Raw genomic sequence first — 14464 nt, 5'->3', positions numbered from 1 at the left:
TCCGAGTTGGGAAACTGCAATGCGAATGGCGGGGAGCGATTACCGGCCGTCTTTCAATTCCTCGATCACGGAGCGCGGCAGCATTTCCAATAGCCCGACGATCGTGTTCAAGCTCGCTTCGTATTCGTCGGGAGTCGGGCGAACGCCTCGACCCATCACCCCGGTCGCTTGCATTTCCAGCGAGAGTTTGTCCGGCGCTTGCAGTAGAAACTCGATGGCATGTTGATGCAACACATCGAAGGCCCAGCGACGATCCTGTGCCGACACATGGTAGCGTCTGCTGAATTCTCCCGATTCGAAATTGATGTCGTCGAAGCCGATGAAACTGCCGATCTTATCGAAGAAATTTTCCCGGCGAATCCAAAGAGGCTTGAGCCGCAGCGGCGACTCGACGACGACCACCGCAAAGCTGTGATGGTTCGTTTGCGTCTTGCCGTCTTTATCGGTCGAGTAGGTTTCGTAGTGGTACTCGAACGCCGTGAAGCTTCGCTCGCGAAAGGTTCCTTCGAGCACGTTTTCGCCGTACCGCCGGCTTCCTTCGCGCAGGCAGGCGAACTCCGGGAAGCGAAGTTCCAAGCCTCGATTCTTCGTTTCGGAAAGACGAAAGCGCCGCTCGGCAGCCCACAGGCGCAGGGCCGCCATGCGCTTCATGTTCGCTCGATAGGCCCAGATCCCAATCCCGATGACGAAGAGGAAGAAGAGCACGAATATGAAGACGAATCCGTTTTCGAACATGGGTTGCCGGCTCGATCATGTGGCGTAGGGCTGCGGAGGCTGAATCCGCTCAGGCCGATTGGAAGGTTGACGCGAATAGGGTACAAACGAACGGCAAGTGAAGCGACTGTTTTTTAGAAATGTGTGGTTATCGATGGACGAACGAGACTGGTCTTTCCGCACCCGCGCGATTCACGTCGGCCAAGACAACGATCCGGCGACCGGGGCTGTGGTGCCGCCGATTCATATTGCCAGTACGTTCGTGCAACACCATGCCGGCGAGTGGCGCGAGTTCGATTATTCGCGCTCCGGCAATCCGACGCGCAAGGCCTTCGAGACCACGCTCGCCTCGCTCGAGTCGGGCTGCGGAGCGCTGGCTTTCGCCTCGGGCATGGCGGCGACTCATTGCGTGATGATGCTGCTGGCAAGCGGCGAGCATGTCGTCGCCGGGGCCGATATCTACGGCGGCACTTATCGCTTGTTGCACAAGATCGTCGATCGGTCGGGCATCACGACGTCGCTCGTCGACACGACCGATCTCGCGGCCTTAGAGCGCGCCTTCACGCCGCAGACGAAGCTGCTCTGGCTGGAAAGTCCCGGCAATCCGCTGATGTCGATCTCGGATATCGCGGCTTGCGCCGAGATTGCGCATCGCCATGGGGCGCTGGTCGGCATCGACAGCACGTTCGCCACGCCGGTCCTCACGCGGCCGCTCGAGCTCGGCGTCGACATCGTGATGCATTCGGCCACGAAGTATCTCGGCGGCCATAGCGATTTGCTCGGCGGAGCGCTCGTGGTGCGCGATCCGGAGCTCTTCAAGCGGCTCTATTTCAACCAGAACGCGACCGGGGCCGTGATGGGGCCGTTCGAGGCGTTCCTTTGTTCGCGAGGGCTCAAGACGCTCGAACTGCGCGTGCGCGAGCAAAGCCGCACGGCCCAACGCCTCGCCGAGTTTCTCGCGGCCGATCCTCGCGTGGCGCGCGTCTTCTATCCGGGCCTGTCGAGCCATCCCGGCCATGCGATCGCCGCGAAGCAAATGCACGACGGCTACGGTGCGATGCTCACGTTCGAAGCCGCCGGCACGTTTGCGCAAGTCAAGCAAGTTTGCGAGTCGACGAAGCTCTTTCAACTCGCGGTGAGCCTCGGCGCGGTCGAGTCGCTCATCGAGCAACCGGCGAGCATGTCGCACGCCAGCTACGCCCCGGCCGATCGCCTGAAGCACGGAATCACCGACGGCCTCATTCGCCTTTCCGTCGGCCTAGAACACTTCGACGACTTGAAACAAGATTTAGATCAAGCGCTCAACGCCCTCCTAAACTGACCCCCGACCCCTGCCCCCCGATCCCTCATGGACTCTTCCGCCCTCGACTTCTTCAAACAACTTCTCGACGCTCCGAGCCCTTCCGGCTTCGAGCAGCCGGTGCAAGCGGTCGTGCGCAAGTACATGGCTTCGTTCGCGGATGAAGTTTCGACCGATCGCCACGGCAACGTCTATGCGGTGAAGAACAAGCAAGCGCCGTTGCGGCTGATGTTCGCCGGCCACTGCGATCAGATCGGCATGCTGGTGAACTACATCGACGCCGAAGGTTTTATCTACGCCGCGACGATCGGCGGCTGGGATCCGCAAGTGCTCATCGGTCAGAAGCTCGTCGTGTGGACGTCGACCGGCCCGCTCAACGGCGTCACGGCGCGCAAGCCGATCCATCTGCTGAGCGATGAAGAACGGCGCGTCGCGGTGAAAGTGAAGGATCTGTGGATCGACATCGGTGCAAAGAACAAAGAAGAGACCGCCTCGCACGTGAAGATCGGCGACCCGATCACGATGGAGCTCGGCTTCCGTCCGATGCTCAACAATCTCGCGTCGTCGACGGCGATGGACAACCGAACCGGCCTGTGGGTCGTGATGGAGGCCTTCCGCCGCGCGTCGCAAAAGTCGCTCAATTGTGCGCTGTATTCCGTTTCGACCGTAGCCGAAGAGATCGGCCTGCGCGGGGCGCAAACCAGCACCTACACCGTCGACCCGCATGTCGGGATCGCGGTCGATGTGACTCACGCCACCGATTGCCCGACGATGGATAAGAAGCAAGACGGCGATATCAAAGTCGGCGCCGGTCCGGTCGTGTTTCGCGGGCCGAACATGAGCCCCGTGGTCGTCGAGCGGTTGATGAAGATCGCCGAAGCGTCGGGCATCGTCTACCAGCCCGCCGCGTCGGGTCGTGCTACCGGGACCGATGCCAACGTCATGCAAACTTCGCGCGGCGGTGTGGCGACGGGACTCGTCAGCATTCCAAATCGCTACATGCACAGCCCGGTGGAAGTAATCTCGCTCGACGATATCGATCGCGCGGCCGACTTGCTCGCGGCTTTCGCTTGCGATCTTCAAGCCGACGAAGATTTCATTCCGTAACGTTGACGCCGGCCGGCTTGAGCCCTTCGAGAATGGCTTTCAGCTCCACGGGATCGATCGGCTTCGTCAGGTGATAGGCCAAGCCGGCGGCGCGCGAGCGTTGAATGTCCGAGGCTTGGCCGTAGCCGCTGATCGCGATGATCGTCACATCGCTCAAGCCGGGGAGGCGGCGGATCTCTTCCGCGAGTTGATAACCGTTCATCTGCGGCAAGCCGATGTCGGTCAGCACGACGTCCGGCTTGAACGTGCGGATCGTTTCGAGGGTTGCGAATCCGTCGTGGCAGACTTTCGCTTCGTGGTTCCAAAACAACAGCAGCTTCGCCATGATCGATGCGGTCGCCGCGACGTCGTCGATCACCACGACTTTGAGATGTTGCCGAGCGTCGCCGGCTTCCACGCTCTCGACCATGTCGCGGTGGAACTCGGGCGTCAGCGGCACGGAGTCCGACTCTAAATCGTAAGAATCTTGCGGGGGCGATTTGATCGGCAGCCGCACCGTGATCTCGGTCCCTAAGTTCGGGCCGGGGCTGTCGGCCGAAATCGTTCCTTCATGCATTTCGACTAGGCTGCGGGCCAGCGTTAGGCCGATGCCGAGGCCTCCCTTGGCTTGATCGACCGTGTTGTGCGCTTGCTCGAATAAGTCGAACGCACGCGTCAGTTCGTCGGCGGTCATGCCGACTCCCGTGTCGCGCACGCGGAGCGTGAGCAGCGTCGGCGTGGTCTCGACGGTCAGCCAGATGCGGCCGGTCGGCTCCGTGAATTTCATCGCGTTGTGCAGGAGATTCGTGAAGACCTGCGTCAGCCGCATCGCATCCGCGCTCAAGTAGATCTTCTCGGCCGGCAACCGAATCCGGAGGTCTTGTTGCTTCTCGGTGATGAGCGGTCGCACGGCGTTGATCGCCGAGTCGACGATCTTGCCGAACTCCGCCCGTTCGATCTGGAGATCGATTTTTCCTAAAGTGATTCGCGAAACATCGAGCAAGTCGTCGACGAGGCGCACCAAATGCGCCACCTGGGTTCCGATGAGCCGATGCAACTGCTCGACTTGGCGCTCGTGCGGCCCGATGGCGTCGAGCAGATACAAAGCGTTGCGCAACGGGGCCATCGGGTTGCGCAACTCGTGCGCGAGCATGGCGAGGAACTCGTCTTTACGCGCGTCTGCTTGGCGCGCGAGGCGGTAGAGGCGTCCGTTTTCGATCGCCGCGGCCCGCAACGATTCACACACGAACGCCGTCACGACGCCGATCGTCAGGCTGACCGAAAACGAGAAGAGGCTTGGAGAGAACCCGAGCGAAAAAGTATCGGCCGGAGACTCGAAGTAATAGTTCCCCAACAGCGCGCCGATGGCGGCCGATGCGAGGGCGGGGACCAAGCCGCAACGCCACGCGACGAACACCGTGGCGACCAGAAAGAAGCCGTAAGAAACGCGCCCGGCGAGATAAGGCTCGAGCAGAGACCGGATGGTAAACGCCGTGGCGATCGCGGCGGCGGCGGTGCCGTAGCGCCGCAGCGCCGATCTTTGGTTCGCGGAGTCCGAATGATTCGCTAGCCACGTAATCAGCTTCGAGCGCGGCACGTAAGTGCCCGAGAGCGCTTCGTCGGACTCGGCAGACAGTTTCAGCGAACCTAAATGCCGGTTCATTCTCGTCTTCCGAAAGGTACGAGTAGCCTCAAGACCCTCAATGAGGCGGAACCTTAAGATGATAGCTTGCGGCACCGATTCCGAGTAGCACCCTCGCTCGTAAATCGGTTCAGGACGACAACTTGTCGCGGCAAACCGCATGTTTTACGAGTCGGCGATCGAAGGGTCGTCGATTTTGGAGTGCAGCCGGACCGGTTTCGTGCCGGCCTTCGTCAGCCGCTGGTTCAATAGTTCGACGAAGATGCTGAACCCCATCGCGAAGTAGATATACCCCTTCGAGACATGTTGGTCGAACCCTTCGGCGATGAGGGTCACGCCGATGAGCAGCAAGAACGACAGGGCCAGCATCTTCACGGTCGGATGTTTTTCGACGAACCGGCTGATGGCGGGAGCCGCGAACAGCATCACGCCGATCGCCGCGATCACGGCCGCGATCATCACCCCGACGTGTTCGACCATGCCGACCGCCGTGATGACGGAATCGAGCGAGAAGACGATATCGAGCAACAGGATCTGCACGATCACGCTTCGGAACGACGGCTTGCGACCGACGAAGTCGTGGTCGTCGTCCCCTTCGAGCTTCTCATGAATTTCGTGCGTGCTTTTGCCGACGAGGAACAGCCCGCCGATAATCAGAATCAGATCGCGCCCGGAGATTTCATGGCCGAAGACCTTGAATAGCGGATCCGTGAGATGCACGAGCCAAGCGAGCGCGAGCAACAGCATGACGCGCGTCACGGTCGCGAGCATCAGCCCCGTGACGCGGGCCCGCCCTTGCTGCTCGGCAGGGAGCTTGCCCGCGAGGATCGAGATGAAAATGATGTTGTCGATCCCCAGCACGATTTCGAGAATCGTGAGGGTGAGAAAGGCGATCCAAATCGCCGGGTCGGAGATCCAAGCCATCGTAAGTTCTCGGAAAACGTGGTTCCGCGTCGTTCGCCCGTTCGGCTGCCGCAGAGAAGTTCACTGCAGAGAGGTTCGCCGCGTAGTTCTCAGACCTTAGCGAACGCTCGCCGCACTGGATAGCCTGACGGCGGCCGACCGCACGGTGCCGAAGTCGACGAAGGTCCCCGCCGGCTACTTCTTTTCCGCTTCGCGACGCCGATTGAATAAGTCGGGATCGAACGGATCGATCCCGGCCGGCGAATTGGCCGGCGGCCCATTGGTAGCTGGTCCATTCGTCGGCGAGCTGCTTGTCGTAGGCGCCGGCGAAGGCCCGATCGGCAGCGGAATCGCGGCTCCGGCGGCATCCAACGTCACGGCCGTTTTGAGCTTCGCCGGGTCCGATGAATCCATGGCCGAAGCAGTCGTGGCCGGAGTCGACGGCGGCGCGATCGGTAGCCGTTGTTGCAGGGTATTCGTCGCGCTCACGACATCGGCCGACGTCGGCACGGGAACCCCGTTGCGTTGCGTCGGCAGACGCGCCGCCCAGCCGGCCAGCGACCGGAAATGTTCTGCGTTGTGTGCGTTGAAGATCGGCTTCTTCGACCCGCCGTGCGCCGTCAGCGGAACATTCAGCAGCGGGCTCTTGTTCGGTTGCGCTCGATCGATTTGTTTCAACGTCGCGTGCAAGTTCGCCCGCACCGTCCGCGGGTCGGTTCGTTCGTTGAGGTAAGCTCGTTCCAAGTGAAACGTCGACGCGGGGCGTGGGCCGTGGCAGCCCGCGGTCGCACAGTAGTTCATCAACAGCGGTTGCACACGAACCGTGAATTCATGCAGCGACTCCGCGCCGATACTTTTCGCCGCACGATCGAGTTCTTCGTCGTTGAACGCCGGCGCAACGGGCTTCGGCGGCGTGGGCACGGCGCGCGGCGTCGACATCGCGGCCTGCATTCGGCGCTCGAGCAGCGCGATGCGCGGATGAAGATCGTCGAGGCGGATCGCGTCGGTAAGGGCGCGGGCCGCATGGCCGTACAATCCTCGATCGATGCACCACTGCGCGAGTGCGAGATAAGAGTCGGCGCTCCGGGCGTTGACGAGCGACAGTTTCTTGGCGAACACTTCTTCGAGGTCGCGACAAACCGCTTCCACTTCCCGAATGCGAACTTGGATTTCCGCGGTCGGCGTGATGAGCAGGTAATAGTCGCCCGAGCGCGAGATCCGCCCTTCGAGCGTCTCGCCGTTCTTCAGCAGCAGCAGGCCGTCGACCGTTCCCATCATCGGGTTGGCGGCCGCCGTCGGAGGGCCCGATTGCGCGTGCGCCACCGAGCCGGCCAACGTCGCGGCGATGAGGCTGATCCGAAGAAGTGAACTAATTTGCGGCATAGAGCGGGACGGTAGAAGAAACGTCCAGGGCGGTCAAGATCGGCGCATAATCGAACTTGCGCAAAGCTACTTCGACCGACTGCCGGTTGTCGCGAAGGTGTCGAGAACTTAAGGTAGCAAGGGGCTGCCGGCATCCCCGGCCGGTTGCTTTCGCGATGGCCTAGGCTTCGACTTTTCCGTTTCTTCGTGCAGGTTAAAACATCGTCATGACGAGCGGCATCGAAACCTTATCCGGCCGGACCGTCGTGCTCGATCTGAAGACGTCGTTCATCTACATCGGCGACCTGGAATCGGCCGACGGCGAGTTCGTCGTGTTGCGCCAGGCCGATGCGCACGACCTACGCGATACGCCGACCATGACGCGCGAGCAATATATCGTGCGCTGCCGCGAGCATGGCGTGGCGGTGAATCGAGAGCGAGTGTGGGTCGTGCGAGCCGAACTGACGGCGATCTGCCTGCTCGAAGAAGTCGTGCTGAATTAAACCGGCGGAAATGGCGAGCGGAGCGTGGTTGCCCCGGCCGTTTTGTTAGTGTTCGGTTAGAACCCTGCGCCGCCCCTGGTCTACGACCGACCGCAGGGGATAGATTGCGAAAGAACGGACAACCAGTCCGGAGCCGCGACGTAAGGACGCTAGGATGACGGAACACAGAACGACCGCGAATGAAGCCATTCGGCAAACGGTTCGCTACACGGGCCGAGTGCAAGGGGTCGGCTTTCGCTTCACGGCCCACGAGACGGCGGCCCGCTTTCGCGTGACCGGCTTCGTGCAAAACTTGGACGACGGCCGCGTCCTGATGGTTGCCGAAGGAGCGGCCGACGAAGTCGAGCGGTTTTGTTGTGCGCTCGGCGAGACGATGAAGCGCAACATCACCGCGATCGACATCGAAGAGCCGGTCGCCGCCGCGGCGGAATTCCCCGACTTTTCGATCAAGCACTAGTTTTCGATGGCGCTGGTTTTCGATGGCACTGGGCGGATAAACACAACCGAGACTAAGAACCATGATCTTGTTCGGCGTTTGGTACAACTGGATCGTCCCGCTGTGGATCGTCGTCGCCGGCGTGTTGGTGCAGCTTGCGCTGTTGTGGAGCTTCCGGCGCCTGCTGTACGTGCTGTTTCCGCGCGTGGAAGCGGTCGTGCGCACGACGGCGAAAGAGTGCGTCTCGCAAAGCTTGTTCTTCGCCGTGATCTTCTTCGGAATTCTCCTCGTCGGCTTCTCCGCCTTCTTGCCCTATAGCACGTTCGGCGACGACTTGAAGATGATGAAAGACACCGGGCTCATGATGATCCTGGTCCTCTCGATCATTCTGGCGGTCTCGTCGGCCGCGGTTTCGATTTCGGAAGAAGTCGACGGTCGTACGGCGCTCACGGTCCTCTCGAAGCCGATCGGCCGGCGCGAGTTCGTCGTCGGCAAGATGCTCGGCGTGCTGATGCCGGTCGTGATCTATTACATCATCATGGGAGCGTTCTTTCTCGCGATGACGAGCTACAAGGTGAAGTTCGAGGCCCGCGAGAATTCGTTGCCCGACCCCGCCTGGATGGCCTGCCAAGCGGAGATGATTCAAACCGCGCCGGCGCTCTTTCTCTGCTTCTTGGAAACGATCGTCATGACGGCGATCAGCGTCGCCATCAGCACGCGCCTGGCGATGGTCCCGAACATGCTGATCTGCGCGACGATCTACGTCGTCGGCCACATGACACCGCTGTTGGTGCAATCGTCGATCGGGAAGCTGCCGATCGTGGCGTTCGTCGGCCAATTTCTGTCGACGCTGCTGCCGGTGCTCGAGCACTTCAACATTCAGGCCGCGATCGCCTCCGGCCGCGACTCCGTGCTCACCGTGGCGCAATGGGGCACGTATCTCGGTTGGGCCACGCTCTACTGCGCCCTCTACACCGGCATCATGCTCTTAGTGTCGCTGCTGATGTTCGAAGACCGCGACTTAGCGTAGCCGTGCGTCGAAAGAACCCTAGCCCGCTTCGCGCCGCGGCATCGTCGCGTTGCTGCGCAGGTGCCAGTGCGGGCCGGTAAGGATCTTCGGCTTCGTCTCGCGCGTCGGCATTTCTTGCGGGCCTTGGATCGCAGCGACGACCTTCGTCGCGACTCGCAGCGCTTCCAAGCCGTCGATGCCGGACACGGTCGGGCGGCGGCCCGTCCGAATCGCTTCGCTGAAGTCCTGCAGTTCCGCGGCGATGGCATCGCGCGGGGCCGCTTCGAGCGTCTCTTGCTTGAGCAACGTCGTGAGCAAGACTTCCTTTACTTGCAGCTTTTCTGCATGCGAGAGCCGTTCGACGTCCAGATCGCCCCGTAGCAGGCTCTCGTGGATGCGCGTCATCGTAGCGGTGCGGCTGTTGAAGTCGATGGTCGCCATGGTGTCGGCGGTGCGAACTTTCATTTGTCGCGTGGCGACATGACTGACCCGCGATGCGTTCAGCACGGCAATGCAGCCGTTTTCGAAGCGGATGCGCGCATGGGCCACGTCTTCCCGCGAGCCGAGGAGTGCCGTGCCGCAAGCTTCGACGTCGACGACGCGCGACTTCACCAAGTCGAGCACGAGGTCGATATCGTGGATCATTAGATCGAGCACGACCCCGACGTCGGTCGAGCGAAAGCTGAACACCCCTTCGCGGACGCATTCGATGTACGTGGGAGCGTTGAGGTGCGGCCGAACCGCATTCCAAGCCGGATTGAAGCGTTCGACATGCCCGACCTGCAACGCCAGGCGACGGAGCATCGCACACTCGACGAGCTCTTCCGCTTCTTCGATCGAGGAGCAAATCGGCTTCTCGACGAATGCCGGGATGCCCGCTTCGAGAAAATCGCGAGTGACTGCGTGATGGAATTTCGTCGGCGCGGCGACGATGACGGCGTCGACCCGATCGAGCCAGCGGCGATGATCGTCGTCGACCGCGACGCCGAACTGTTCGGCTACCATGTTGCGAGCCGCTTCGACCGGATCGATCACGGCGACGAGCTCGAAGTCGCCCAGTGTCTTAAGGATCCGGGCGTGAATGCGGCCGAGATGTCCGGCACCGACGACGGCCGTGCGAATCTTTTTCATAATGCTACTCTCCGAATCCGTACAGGCTCTGTTCTAGGCGCTCATCGCTAAGCGCTGCGGCGAATCTCCGACGGAGCCGCTTCGCTCAGCAGCGAGCGAACGAGATCGGCGTTCAAGCGATGGCCGCTGCGATAGGCGACGAAGTGTCCGATGAGATCGCATCCGGCCAGAGCCAGATCGCCGACCAAGTCGAGCGCTTTATGTCGCACGCATTCGTCGCGATAGCGCAACTCGTTGTCGATCGGGCCGTCGGCGTCGAAGATCAATAAATCCTTCGGGGTCACATGCGTGCCGAGCCCTTGCGAGAGCAGCCAATCGGCTTCGCTCTTTAGTAAAAACGTGCGGCTCGAAGCCAACTCGCGACGAAACGAATCGACCGTAATCGGTAGCGACAACGTTTGCTCGCCGACGCAATTGCCCGGCCCGTAGTCGAGATGAAACTTGACCGAAAGGCCGTTCGCGGGGTTCGGCCGAGCTTCGATCCAGACGTTCTTGTCGCCCAGGCGCGTCACTTCGCGCACCACGAGGGCGCGGCGCATCGCGGGCTGCGTTTCGATGCCGGCCGTGGTGAGCGCGTCGACGAAGGCTTGGCTCGAGCCGTCGCAGCCGGGCATTTCCGGTGCATCGACCCAAACTTCGCAATTGTCGACATGCAAGCCGAACAAGGCCGCGAGGATGTGTTCGACCATCTCGACTTCCGCGCCGCCGCTCCGCAGAACGGTGCGACGAGGGGCGTCGATGCTGTGGTCGACCGCGGCCCGAATGCGGACGGCGGGCGTTAAGTCGCGGCGAACGAACGTGACGCCGGTGTCGGGCGGGGCGGGGCGAAATTCGACTTGAACGTCGCGACCGCTCCAATAACCGTAACCGGCGACGACGGCCGATCGGGCGATCGTGCGCTGTTGTCGTGGTGCGTACATCGGAATACCGGTGGCCTAGCGGGAAGAAAGGTTTCGCCGCGCACCCTCGGATCGGACGCAGTCGTTCGCATGTTTCGCGAACGACTGCGCACTCGATGCGTGAGGGTCGCAACGGAGGACGAACGAACCGTTCTTAGCGCTGAACCGGGAACGCGGGATTCGCGGCCGGGTTCTGAGCCGTTTCCGGAATCTGCAAGCCGCGGTTGCACATTTCGAGCACGATCGGCGTGATGTCGACGCCCGGGTGCTTGTAGAGCACCGTGCTGTTGAGGCCTTGGATGACCGATTGCGGATTGCTGCCGTCGACCGGATCGCCGTTGAAGTTGATCACGAGTACGACGCCGTTGTTCTGGGCGTGGTAGCCGACGTAGCGCATCACTTCTTGGTAGACGTCGAAGTAGTTCTTCGCCTTCTTCTCGGCGAAGTTCTTCTTCATGATGTTGATGCGGAGCGACATATCGGCGTCGCGCTTGGCGAGCTCTTCCTCAAGCTGCTTGTATTCCGGGGTCCCTTGCTTGAGCTCTTGCAGACGGGTGACCATTTCCTTCATGGCCTTTTGTTCGGTCATGAAGGTCCCTTCGGCACCGCCGATTTCTTGCTTTAGGACTTCGTCCATTTGCTTGAAACGGTTGTGATTGCGGAACAAGTACGGCAGATCGAGAATGGCGATCGGCGAGATCACTTGCGGGTGAGGTTGAGCCGGTTGCTGCGCGAACGCAGGGGCGGCCATCGATAGAACAATCGTCGCCAACAATGCCGAGAAAATCGTTTTCATCACGCGAGAGCACTCCTTGCTTGGGTCGAGTCTTCCGTTACTCAACATTCACGACCGTGTCACGCTCCGGTGGGGGAACGCCGCTCCGATCAGAGCATGCCTCGCAGGCAGCCCGAGCGCTAGGTCGTGGAGGCGGGATTGTGACGCAATCGGCCAGAGCGGTAAAGGTCAGAATATCGAGGCGCAAGAAAACGCTCCGCAGCCCGTAAAATAGGCCGTTTCAAGCCGCCGGCAGCGATCGCCGAAGGCGTTGTTTTTTGCGCGATTTCGCGTTCGATATGCGCTCGTCGCACCGGCCGAACGGGCTACCGCGGCGCGCCGAGCGTCACCGACAGAGAGACTTCCTTCCCCTCGCGCTTCACGACGACCGTAACCTTATCGCCCGCTTTGAACTTGCGGAGCGCGGAGTCGAAGTCGTCGAGATTGCCGACGCGGCTCTCCCCCAACTTGATGATCACGTCGCCGCTCTTGAGCCCCGCCTTTTCCGACGGGCTACCCTTCGCGACGCCGCTGATGCCGTAGCCCGGCTCGCTTTGCGCGAAGTCGGGGATGCTGCCGAAGTAGGGTCGGTCGCCGCCTCGATCGCCGCCGCCGGATGCGCCGGCTTTCGATTCTTGATACGTCGGACGTTCCGGCAGTTGGGCGATCGTCGCCGCGGTATCGCTCACCATCTTCGCCACGCGGATCAGTCCCGCCGCGTTCACCTTGTCGGCGTCGTCGGTCGGACGGTGATAGTCCTTATGCAAGCCGGTGAAGAAGTGCAACACCGGCACCTTCTTCGCATAGAACGAGGCATGATCGCTCGGCCCGAAGCCGCCGGGATTGTGCGTGAGCTTGAAGTGAAATTCGTCGGCGTTGAGTTTGTCGAGCAACGTCGTGAACTCCTTCGCCGTGTCCCCCCCTTGGATGATGAGCTTGTCGTCGGTGAGGCGACCGACCATGTCCATGTTCAACATCGCGACCGTCTTCTCCAGCGGAAACAGCGGGTCTTTGCAGTAGCGAGCGCTGCCGATCAGGCCGCGTTCTTCCGCCGTGAACGCGATGAATACGATCCGTCGGCCCGGCTTCTTGCCGCTCGAACCGAGCAGGCGGGCCGCTTCCAAGAGGGCCGTGGTGCCCGAGGCGTTGTCGTCGGCACCGTTGTGGATTTCGCGCACCGTCGGCACGAACGAACCTTCGCCTCCGAAGCCGAGATGGTCGTAATGCGCGCCGATGACGACCGTTTCGTCGGCATGCGGGCCGTCTCCTTCGAGCACGCCGACCACGTTCTTCACTTCGGCTTCTTTGCGCTCGACGTCGACCTCTCCTTCGACGCTCCACCCTTCGAGCGAGAAGCTTTGCGGCTTCGGCCCTTCGTCGATCTGCTTCTCGATTCCGGCGAGAGTAGGCTTCTTGAGCTCCGTCAGCAGCGTGTCCCAAACCTTGCGGCGGGCGTGCATCGCGGGGAGGCGCGAGCCGTCGGACGAGCCGCCGGCGCTGCGGAACTCGAGCAGCGGATCGCGCTCGTCGTCGAGCTTCTTGCTCTGGTCGAGCACTTGCTGCGCAGCGGCGTCGATCGTCTTGCGATACTCGGCCGTTTGGGCCGGCGTCGGCTTCTTGATCGCCGCAAACTTCTTTTGTTCTTCAAGGATTTCGTCGACCGCCTCTTGCCACTGCTTCCGCCGGGCTTCGAGCTTGTTGTTGATGTCGTAGTCCGAGGTCACGAAGATGACCGCCGCGGCACCATGTTCGTAGGCGTTCGAGATCTTGCGCGTGAACGGAGCGTGCGGCGAGTTCGGAATGCCGGGCAAGATGCCGTGCGGGTTCCCTTGCTGCGGCTGATGGCGAAACACGACGACGCACTTCCCCTTCACGTCGATGCCGGCGTAATCGTCGTACACGATCGCATCTTCCGGCTTCGCTCCCGCCTTCACCGGCGCGGCATGCGGATCAACCACCGCTTGCGGTTTCGCGGCCTCCTTAGCCGGCTCCTTCACAGGTTCCTTTTCCTTAGCAGGTTCCTTCGCCGCAGCAGGCTGCGCCTTCGGGGCAGTTCCCTTGGGAGTAGGCGTCTTCGGATCCGCCGGCTTCGCGTGCGGATCGCCGTGGGGGTTGGCATGCGGATCGGCGTGCGGATCCAGCGCCGCTTGCGAGCTTTGCTTCGCCGTGATGCCATAGCCGACGAATACGAGCGGCACGTTGATCTTGCCCGAGCCGCCGATCGAAAGGGGCGAATAGTCTTGCCCGAGCTTGAGTTCGATGCGGCGCGGCTTGCCGTCCGGTCCCGGCGGGCCGACGAGCGTGAGTGAGTTTCGTTTGCCGAGCTCCGAGCCGATGCCCATCGAGAACGCTTGGTACGGTTGGCCGGCGAACAGATCGGTCTTCAATCCCGCCTTCTTGAATTCGGCGGCGATGAACTCCGCGGCTTGATCGATCCCCTTCGTGCCGGGCCCGCGCCCTTCGAGTCCGTCGGAGGCGAGGAACGAAATCGTCTCCTTCACGTGCTTCTCTTCGGCGCTCGGAGGGGCTGCCGCGGCCGGAGCGGCGACCGGCGGCGTCGTCTTCTCGGCCGGCTTTTCTTCCGCTCCGAAGCAAGCGAAGCTCGCCCAGCCGAGAACCAGGGGAGCGAGCAAAACCGCGGGTACGAAGAACGACCGGCGAGTGCGTTGGTTCATGGGAATTCCGTGGCGGCGGGCTGGCGAGG

The 14464-nt window shown here is 61.8% G+C and carries 13 protein-coding genes; 5 read left to right on the top strand and 8 right to left on the bottom strand.

Annotated features, from left to right (window positions below):
• Positions 1 to 39: 39 nt before the first annotated feature.
• Entirely contained in the window at positions 40 to 735 is a 696-nt protein-coding gene (locus tag K8U03_04635) for a hypothetical protein (protein ID MCE9604173.1), read from the bottom strand.
• A gap of 133 nt (positions 736 to 868) precedes the next feature.
• Between K8U03_04635 and K8U03_04630 the strand changes: the two genes are divergently transcribed.
• Positions 869 to 2035, top strand: a complete 1167-nt coding sequence (locus K8U03_04630) for a PLP-dependent aspartate aminotransferase family protein (GenBank protein ID MCE9604172.1) — start codon at positions 869 to 871, stop codon at positions 2033 to 2035.
• A 27-nt stretch (positions 2036 to 2062) separates the two neighbouring features.
• The gene (locus K8U03_04625) at positions 2063 to 3121 is read left to right on the top strand and encodes a M42 family metallopeptidase (protein MCE9604171.1); all 1059 of its coding nucleotides are present in this window, start codon (positions 2063 to 2065) and stop codon (positions 3119 to 3121) included.
• Here the strand turns inward: K8U03_04625 and K8U03_04620 are convergent.
• The 3 genes from K8U03_04620 to K8U03_04610 form a co-directional block, all read right to left on the bottom strand.
• Positions 3111 to 4763, bottom strand: coding sequence for a hybrid sensor histidine kinase/response regulator (locus K8U03_04620; protein MCE9604170.1), 1653 nt, complete (start codon positions 4761 to 4763; stop codon positions 3111 to 3113). The genes K8U03_04625 and K8U03_04620 overlap by 11 nt on opposite strands.
• 144 nt (positions 4764 to 4907) lie before the next feature.
• Positions 4908 to 5666 carry a TerC family protein gene (locus K8U03_04615; GenBank protein MCE9604169.1) on the bottom strand — a complete coding sequence of 253 codons (759 nt, stop codon included), beginning with the start codon at positions 5664 to 5666 and terminating at the stop codon, positions 4908 to 4910.
• A 174-nt stretch (positions 5667 to 5840) separates the two neighbouring features.
• Positions 5841 to 7028: a hypothetical protein gene (locus K8U03_04610; protein ID MCE9604168.1), complete on the bottom strand. Its 1188-nt coding sequence runs from the start codon at positions 7026 to 7028 to the stop codon at positions 5841 to 5843.
• Positions 7029 to 7234: 206 nt separating this feature from the next.
• Here K8U03_04610 and K8U03_04605 point away from each other — a divergent pair, with 206 nt between their 5' ends.
• The 3 genes from K8U03_04605 (at position 7235) to K8U03_04595 (ending at position 8976) form a co-directional block, all read left to right on the top strand.
• A complete protein-coding gene (locus K8U03_04605) occupies positions 7235 to 7510 on the top strand; it encodes a hypothetical protein (protein MCE9604167.1) in 276 nt (91 codons plus the stop codon).
• A 154-nt stretch (positions 7511 to 7664) separates the two neighbouring features.
• On the top strand, positions 7665 to 7967 hold the full coding sequence (locus K8U03_04600) for an acylphosphatase (protein MCE9604166.1): 303 nt from the start codon (positions 7665 to 7667) through the stop codon (positions 7965 to 7967).
• A gap of 61 nt (positions 7968 to 8028) precedes the next feature.
• Positions 8029 to 8976 carry an ABC transporter permease gene (locus K8U03_04595; protein ID MCE9604165.1) on the top strand — a complete coding sequence of 316 codons (948 nt, stop codon included), beginning with the start codon at positions 8029 to 8031 and terminating at the stop codon, positions 8974 to 8976.
• Positions 8977 to 8994: 18 nt separating this feature from the next.
• Here the strand turns inward: K8U03_04595 and K8U03_04590 are convergent, their stop codons facing one another.
• The 4 genes from K8U03_04590 to K8U03_04575 all read right to left on the bottom strand — a co-directional run bounded on the left by K8U03_04590 (position 8995) and on the right by K8U03_04575 (position 14435).
• Entirely contained in the window at positions 8995 to 10086 is a 1092-nt protein-coding gene (locus K8U03_04590; GenBank protein ID MCE9604164.1) for a Gfo/Idh/MocA family oxidoreductase, read from the bottom strand.
• Positions 10087 to 10133: 47 nt separating this feature from the next.
• Positions 10134 to 11006, bottom strand: coding sequence for a UDP-3-O-acyl-N-acetylglucosamine deacetylase (lpxC, locus tag K8U03_04585; protein MCE9604163.1), 873 nt, complete (start codon positions 11004 to 11006; stop codon positions 10134 to 10136).
• A gap of 133 nt (positions 11007 to 11139) precedes the next feature.
• The gene (locus K8U03_04580; GenBank protein ID MCE9604162.1) at positions 11140 to 11784 is read right to left on the bottom strand and encodes an OmpH family outer membrane protein; all 645 of its coding nucleotides are present in this window, start codon (positions 11782 to 11784) and stop codon (positions 11140 to 11142) included.
• Positions 11785 to 12086: 302 nt separating this feature from the next.
• Positions 12087 to 14435, bottom strand: coding sequence for a M20/M25/M40 family metallo-hydrolase (locus tag K8U03_04575; protein ID MCE9604161.1), 2349 nt, complete (start codon positions 14433 to 14435; stop codon positions 12087 to 12089).
• Positions 14436 to 14464 lie beyond the last annotated feature (29 nt).

Source organism: Planctomycetia bacterium, from assembly GCA_021413845.1.
GTDB lineage: Bacteria > Planctomycetota > Planctomycetia > Pirellulales > PNKZ01 > PNKZ01.
Note: the sequence above shows the minus strand (reverse complement) of the source record. Positions and strands in the feature narration are given on the sequence as shown.

Excerpts from the sequence above, each read along its gene's own strand:
- K8U03_04635 (MCE9604173.1), bottom strand. The coding sequence starts at position 735 with ATGTTCGAAAACGGATTCGTCTTCATATTCGTGCTCTTCTTCCTCTTC.
- K8U03_04630 (MCE9604172.1), top strand. The coding sequence starts at position 869 with ATGGACGAACGAGACTGGTCTTTCCGCACCCGCGCGATTCACGTCGGC.
- K8U03_04625 (MCE9604171.1), top strand. The coding sequence starts at position 2,063 with ATGGACTCTTCCGCCCTCGACTTCTTCAAACAACTTCTCGACGCTCCG.
- K8U03_04620 (MCE9604170.1), bottom strand. The coding sequence starts at position 4,763 with ATGAACCGGCATTTAGGTTCGCTGAAACTGTCTGCCGAGTCCGACGAA.
- K8U03_04615 (MCE9604169.1), bottom strand. The coding sequence starts at position 5,666 with ATGGCTTGGATCTCCGACCCGGCGATTTGGATCGCCTTTCTCACCCTC.
- K8U03_04610 (MCE9604168.1), bottom strand. The coding sequence starts at position 7,028 with ATGCCGCAAATTAGTTCACTTCTTCGGATCAGCCTCATCGCCGCGACG.
- K8U03_04605 (MCE9604167.1), top strand. The coding sequence starts at position 7,235 with ATGACGAGCGGCATCGAAACCTTATCCGGCCGGACCGTCGTGCTCGAT.
- K8U03_04600 (MCE9604166.1), top strand. The coding sequence starts at position 7,665 with ATGACGGAACACAGAACGACCGCGAATGAAGCCATTCGGCAAACGGTT.
- K8U03_04595 (MCE9604165.1), top strand. The coding sequence starts at position 8,029 with ATGATCTTGTTCGGCGTTTGGTACAACTGGATCGTCCCGCTGTGGATC.
- K8U03_04590 (MCE9604164.1), bottom strand. The coding sequence starts at position 10,086 with ATGAAAAAGATTCGCACGGCCGTCGTCGGTGCCGGACATCTCGGCCGC.
- lpxC (MCE9604163.1), bottom strand. The coding sequence starts at position 11,006 with ATGTACGCACCACGACAACAGCGCACGATCGCCCGATCGGCCGTCGTC.
- K8U03_04575 (MCE9604161.1), bottom strand. The coding sequence starts at position 14,435 with ATGAACCAACGCACTCGCCGGTCGTTCTTCGTACCCGCGGTTTTGCTC.